The sequence below is a fragment of the Robinsoniella sp. genome (assembly GCF_034124845.1).
In genome coordinates, this window is record NZ_JAWYAJ010000095.1 from 1 (window position 1) to 6,265 (window position 6,265).

General features: G+C 38.9%; 4 protein-coding genes, 2 tRNA genes and 1 riboswitch. All 6 genes read left to right on the forward strand.

Annotation, left to right across the window (positions count from 1 at the left end; all coding sequences use genetic code 11):
• Positions 1 to 73: 73 nt before the first annotated feature.
• A tRNA-Leu gene (locus ACH2DQ_RS04750) sits at positions 74 to 159 on the forward strand.
• A 22-nt stretch (positions 160 to 181) separates the two neighbouring features.
• Positions 182 to 255 (forward strand) — tRNA-Arg (locus ACH2DQ_RS04755).
• Positions 256 to 552: 297 nt separating this feature from the next.
• Positions 553 to 1,794, forward strand: a complete 1,242-nt coding sequence (locus tag ACH2DQ_RS04760; protein WP_394916061.1) for an MFS transporter — start codon at positions 553 to 555, stop codon at positions 1,792 to 1,794.
• A 381-nt stretch (positions 1,795 to 2,175) separates the two neighbouring features.
• Entirely contained in the window at positions 2,176 to 3,357 is a 1,182-nt protein-coding gene (locus tag ACH2DQ_RS04765; protein WP_394916062.1) for a winged helix-turn-helix domain-containing protein, read from the forward strand.
• A 32-nt stretch (positions 3,358 to 3,389) separates the two neighbouring features.
• Positions 3,390 to 3,959: a hypothetical protein gene (locus ACH2DQ_RS04770; protein WP_394916063.1), complete on the forward strand. Its 570-nt coding sequence runs from the start codon at positions 3,390 to 3,392 to the stop codon at positions 3,957 to 3,959.
• 83 nt (positions 3,960 to 4,042) lie between these two features.
• A riboswitch (Lysine riboswitch) is annotated at positions 4,043 to 4,214 on the forward strand.
• 98 nt (positions 4,215 to 4,312) lie between these two features.
• Positions 4,313 to 5,920: a Na+/H+ antiporter NhaC family protein gene (locus ACH2DQ_RS04775; protein ID WP_394916064.1), complete on the forward strand. Its 1,608-nt coding sequence runs from the start codon at positions 4,313 to 4,315 to the stop codon at positions 5,918 to 5,920.
• The last annotated feature ends 345 nt before the right edge of the window (positions 5,921 to 6,265 follow it).

Sequence of the window (6,265 nt, forward strand, 5' to 3'; positions counted from 1 at the left end):
AGCATCTGCCTTACAAGCAGAGGGTCACAGGTTCGAGCCCTGTAGGTCCCATTTGGTAGTGATACCATGAAATGCCGGCGTGGCGGAACTGGCAGACGCACAGGACTTAAAATCCTGCGGGACTAATCTCCCGTACCGGTTCGATTCCGGTCGCCGGCATTCAGAATCATCAATTAAATATGTGCGTGTAGCTCAGCTGGATAGAGCGTTTGGCTACGGACCAAAAGGCCGGGAGTTCGAATCTTCTCACGCACGTGATAGTCCTTGTAAAATAAGAATTTTGCAAGGGCTTATTTTTTTTGCTTTAGTTTTCGTATTAATATTTCGCTACTACATAATTTTCAAGTCCAGATAATTCATTCTATAAGATTTCTCTCATCTTGTTTAGTATAAAATCTTGTTTAGTATAAAAAATTCTTTGTTTATTCTAAATTATGATTAACCATGTTCTTAACCATCCACTTTGCCACCAATGTTTTGTAATTTGATATAATCCAATATGCTAAAAGAAAACATAAGAAGGAAAGCCTATAATGGAAAGGATATTTAGTTATGACAATAAAGACATCTGAAAAGTGGAAATCAAAAACTTTATTATTTTTAATCAGCCAATGCATTACATTATTTGGATCATCACTTGTGCAATTTGCAATTATCTGGTATGTAACTTTCGAGACATCCTCAGGTATCTGGATGACCGTTTTAACGTTGTGTTCTTATTTGCCACAAATGTTAATTTCTTTTTTTGCAGGAGTATGGACTGACCGTTTTAACCGTAAAATGCTAATTAATATTGCGGATGCCGTTATAGCGTTAGCCAGCTTATTTCTTGCACTATTTGTTTTGTCAGGTAATCAGGAGAAATATATATTAATTGGGATTGTCGTTGTGTCTGTCATACGATCGTTAGGCGCTGGGGTGCAGACTCCTGCAGTAAATGCAATGCTGCCACAATTGGTACCAGAAGATAAGCTCATGAAAATTAACGGAATTAACAGCAGTGTGCAATCAATGGTACAATTTGCAGCTCCGTTAGCAGCAGGAACAATTCTTGAATTGGGGAGCATTGATGGTATTCTGTTTATTGATGTAGGCACAGCAATGATTGGTATTTTTGTATTGTGTCTGCTAAAAATTCCAGAACATAATGAAGTAGGAATACAACGGAACAGTTCACTTATAGGTGATGTAAAAGCCGGAATTTCTTATATTATCAGGAATAAATTTATAGGAAGAACATTAATGATTTACGGTTTTTTTATCTTCTTAAGCGTACCATCCGGCTTTTTAACAGCACTTATGATAGAGAGATTGTTTGGGGCGAGTTATTTATATTTGTCGCTCAACGAAATGGCAGGATTTGCAGGAATGATGTTGGGAGGATTATTTATCGGTGTATGGGGAGGCTTTAAAAATCGCTGTAAATCCTTAGCATTCGGAGTTTTGTTCTATGGAGGATTCGCAGTGTGTCTGGGGTTATCGAAAGCATTCTTACTATTTACAGCGTTTATGTTTTTGATTAGTTTTTCGATTCCTTTTGTTCAGTCAGCATCTATGACTATTCTACAGGAAAAAGTAGAACAGGAAATGCAGGGAAGGGTATTCAGCTTCATGAATATCATGTTTTGCGGATGTATGCCATTAGGTATGGCTGTATTTGGTCCTCTTGCTGATTTAATTCCCATTGATTCTATGATGATTACTACAGGAAGTGTATTATTTATTTTTGCAATTCTGATATTTTTATCAAAAAGGTATTATCAACAGGGAATGTATATTGAAAAAAACCAGTAACAATGATACTATTAGAGAAATATAATTCGAACAAAGTTCTCAAATGATAAAAGATTATGTATCAAAAATATTTTTTAGTCATAGTTAGTTCTTTTTTGTAGGTTATTTATATTTAGAAATTGAAATTTAGTTTGTTATTATATTGGCTAACAAGTTGACACAATAGTTAATGATTGGAGAAGTGATGATGCGTATTGATCGCAGTTTTATAAATGAATATAGCCGAAGTATTAGATGGGTTGATCCGGAAATAAATGTGGCAGTTCCTGATAGGAATCCAATATTAGCTGTTCATGATCAGCAGGCGAAGTTGCTAAAGTATAGTGATTGTAATTTATAAGAAAATATAGGCAGAGTCATATACTCTTCTAGGAGAATACCATGATGGAATATATCCTTACCAGGAAACAAGCCCGATTATTCATACTGCTGAAACAGGGACTGATCGGCAATTATAAATTTAGCGGAAAGACAGGCATTCTGGAGTTTATTCGTCAGGCGGGGTGTATACAATTTGACCCGATTGATGTCTGCGGTAAAAATGCTGAATTAGTTTTATTGTCAAGAATTAAAGGGTTTGAAAAGCAGATGCTCTATGACTTGCTTTATTCAGAGCGTAGATTGGTGGATTATTTTGATAAGAATCTCTCTATATTTTTAGTTGAAGATTGGCCGTATTTTGCAAGGGAACGGCAGTATCATCAGTGTTTTGAACGGAGTAATGATGAAATATCAAAAGTATGTGAATTGATTAAACAGAAGATTGCAGAATTAGGGGCTGTTTGCTCAGCTGATTTAAATATGAATGAAAAAGTAGCCTGGTATTGGAGCGATACGAAGTTATCCAGAGCTGCGTTGGAACATATGTATTTTACTGGAGAACTGGCGATTCAATTTAAAAAAGGTAACATGAAATATTATAATTTAATCGAAAAATGTATTCCAATGAATATTTTATCGAGGCCGGATCCTTATACGAATGATTCGGAACATCAAAAATGGCGTGTTCTGAGACGGATACATGCTATTGGTTTACTTTGGAACCGGGCTTCAGATGCATGGCTTGGGATTGAACATTTAAAGTCAAAGGATAGAATGCAGATTTTTTCAGAGCTTTTAGAGGAAGAATGTATAATTGAGATCAGTGTAGATGATCTCGCAGAACCTCTATATTGCAGTGCAATGGATGAACACCTAATTACATATGTATTGAAGAATCCCCGGTTGAAAAAGAGATGTGAGTTCATGGCACCATTAGATAATATGCTCTGGGACAGAAAGCTTCTGAGAGAGTTGTTTGGTTTTGAATATAAGTGGGAAATATATACGCCTCAATCGGAGCGGAAATTTGGACATTATGTGTTGCCGATTCTGTATGGGGACCGTTTTGTGGGCAGGATCGAGGTAATCTATGACAAAAAGAAAAAAGAAGCAGATGTGAAAAATATATGGTATGAAGATGGGGTACGGTTAACGGCATCTATGTCAGCTGCAATAGAGAATGCGGTGAATCAGTTATCAGATTTTAACAAGAAAGAGATTGTATACTGCAGCAATGAATAACAAAAAAAGAGAAGAAAAGCAGGAAGAAGAGTATGAAAAAAAGAAAAGTTTTGAATATGATAGTATTGGTTTTATTTATGGCTGCGATATTGGTCAGCCTGATTGTGAATTTCGCAGTGGAACGGAAGCTGACATGGGCATGGTTTGTCGTTGGGGGATGTATAGTGGGATACTTGTCTGTGTGGGCATTGCTGTTGAGCGGTAAAAACCGGATTATGAAATTGTTGATCGTATGGAGTGTCACGTTAATTCCTTATTTGTATCTGATCGAGATTTGTTCCAATCTGTATCTGGAGAATCCTGAAAAATGGGCGGGGTCTTTTGGAGTGCCGGTCAGTATTTGCTGGCTTTTGGCTCTTTGGGTATTGTTTTTCATCCGGAAGTTTACGCATGCTAATGCTTGGCTTATGCTGGGGATCGGGACTTTATTATTTTTTGTGGCGGAGCGATTTACTAATGAGATGGTGGACAAACTGGCAGGCAGTAATGATTCCTGGAGGTTGTCAGAAGAATTTCCCATCATTTACTTTGCGGTAGCAGCTTGTTTTTTGATTATTGGGATTGTGACTGCTATTTGGAGATATAGCAGGAAGAATGCGTAAGAATGTCTGATTTTATAAGAAACCCTTTGCTTTTTGTGGAAAAAATGTTAGAATAGAAGCATATTACGAGACGAGAAATAAAATGAAATGATAGAGGTGCGGTATTCATCAGTATTCCGGGACAAATGGCAGGACAGCCGCTCTGGAAGAAAGGGAAAATCGCCGAAGAGTTATATTCCGGTCCGTGGAATTAGCTCTGGGACGCAGTAGAATATGCTGCGGACTGTCACTGACATGTGGAGCGCTATCTGAAATGGTATTGGTAAATCTGACCTTAAAATGACCATGAATGTATGTCCCCACGGAGACTGTCATTCATGGTTTTTTCTTGGAGGGAAAGAGAGGATTTACAAATGAGGATTACAAAACGAAGATTGTTGATGAGTATCAGCATGGTACTGATATTTACGGCATTGCTTCCCTTGACGGCTCTGGCTGCAGAAGAAGGGGCAGCAGAACCAGCCATGTATGCTACTTTTTGGGCACTGGTCCCACCTGTGGTAGCGATTGTTCTGGCACTGATCACAAAGGAAGTGTACAGTTCACTATTTTTGGGGATTTTGGTTGGAGGATTGTTCTATTCCGGATTTGGATTTGAAGGGACTGTGACACACATTTTTAATAATGGATTTATCAAGGTGTTATCGGATCCCTATAATGTGGGAATTTTGGTATTCCTGGTTATTCTGGGATGTATGGTCAGTCTGATGAACCGGGCAGGAGGTTCAGCTGCCTTTGGACGATGGGCGAGTAAACGAATTAAGACGAGAGTTGGTGCCCAGCTTGCAACTATTGTACTGGGAGTTTTGATTTTTATTGATGATTATTTTAACTGCCTGACCGTAGGAAGCGTTATGCGGCCGGTTACCGACCAGCATCAGGTGTCCAGGGCTAAGCTTGCATATTTGATTGATGCTACGGCGGCGCCGGTTTGTATCATTGCACCTATTTCATCCTGGGCAGCTGCAGTTACCGGATTTGTGGAAGGTGAGGATGGTTTTTCTATTTTTATCAGAGCAATTCCCTATAACTTTTATGCGCTGCTGACAATTGTTATGATGGTGGGACTTGTGCTGATGAAGGTAGATTTTGGGTCTATGGCGGTGCATGAAAAAAATGCACGGGAAGGTGATCTATTTTCTGCAGGTGACAAGATTGGAAATTTTGATGAAGATGATATTTCTAACCCACATGGTAGTGTGATGGATTTGCTGATTCCCATTTTATCTTTAATTGTCTGTTGTGTGATTGGAATGATTTATACAGGCGGGTTTTTTGAGGGGAAAGATTTTATTACTGCATTTTCCAATAGTGATGCTTCTGTGGGACTTGCACTGGGCAGCTTTTTTGGTATGGTGATTACGATTATTTTATATGGCATTCGTAAAGTACTGAAATTCAATGATTGTATGGCTTGCCTGCCGGATGGATTCAAAGCGATGGTACCTGCTATTTTAATTCTTACCTTTGCCTGGACGTTAAAATCCATGACTGACAGCCTGGGGGCAGCAGATTTTGTGGCAGAGGCTATGAAACAGTGTGCAGGAGATTTGATGAAGTTTCTGCCGGCGATTATTTTCCTGGTTGGTTGCGGGCTGGCTTTTGCAACCGGTACTTCCTGGGGGACATTTGGAATATTAATTCCAATTGTTGTTGCGGTATTTGAAAAATCAAATCCGGAACTGATGATTATCTCAATTTCTGCATGTATGGCGGGGGCTGTTTGCGGAGATCACTGTTCTCCGATCTCGGATACTACGATAATGGCATCAGCTGGAGCGAGGTGCAATCATGTTAATCATGTGACGACACAGCTGCCCTATGCAGTTACAGCAGCGGCTGTATCCTTCCTGACATATATATTAGCGGGATTTGTACAAAGTGCCTGGATTGCCCTTCCTTTTGGTATTGTGCTTATGCTTGGCGTTTTGTTTTTTGCCAGGTTGGTATCAAGGAATTAAGTGTAGGAGCAGAGAGGCATTTAGTTCAGAAGTAATCATTCATATTGAGAAAGAATCATTTATATTAAGGATGAATCATTCATATTAAGAAAGAATCATTTATATGAAAGAAAGCCGTTGTAAAAATTTAGATACTGACTTGCACAGGGATGCATTCCCATGGAAAATAGGTCCGTGCCAGTCTTTGGAATAAATTTTACAACGGCTTTTTTATCAGAACATACATACGGAAAATTTCCTTGCGTTTGTGGCTGGTTTTTTGTATACTTATGCTAGTACTCCATCCAGGCAGAAACCCTACTGACAGCACTGCCTATTTTGCCATCTGCCGCGTTGTCGTCAGTC

Excerpts from the sequence above, each read along its gene's own strand:
- ACH2DQ_RS04760 (WP_394916061.1), top strand. The coding sequence starts at position 553 with ATGACAATAAAGACATCTGAAAAGTGGAAATCAAAAACTTTATTATTT.
- ACH2DQ_RS04765 (WP_394916062.1), top strand. The coding sequence starts at position 2,176 with ATGATGGAATATATCCTTACCAGGAAACAAGCCCGATTATTCATACTG.
- ACH2DQ_RS04770 (WP_394916063.1), top strand. The coding sequence starts at position 3,390 with ATGAAAAAAAGAAAAGTTTTGAATATGATAGTATTGGTTTTATTTATG.
- ACH2DQ_RS04775 (WP_394916064.1), top strand. The coding sequence starts at position 4,313 with ATGAGGATTACAAAACGAAGATTGTTGATGAGTATCAGCATGGTACTG.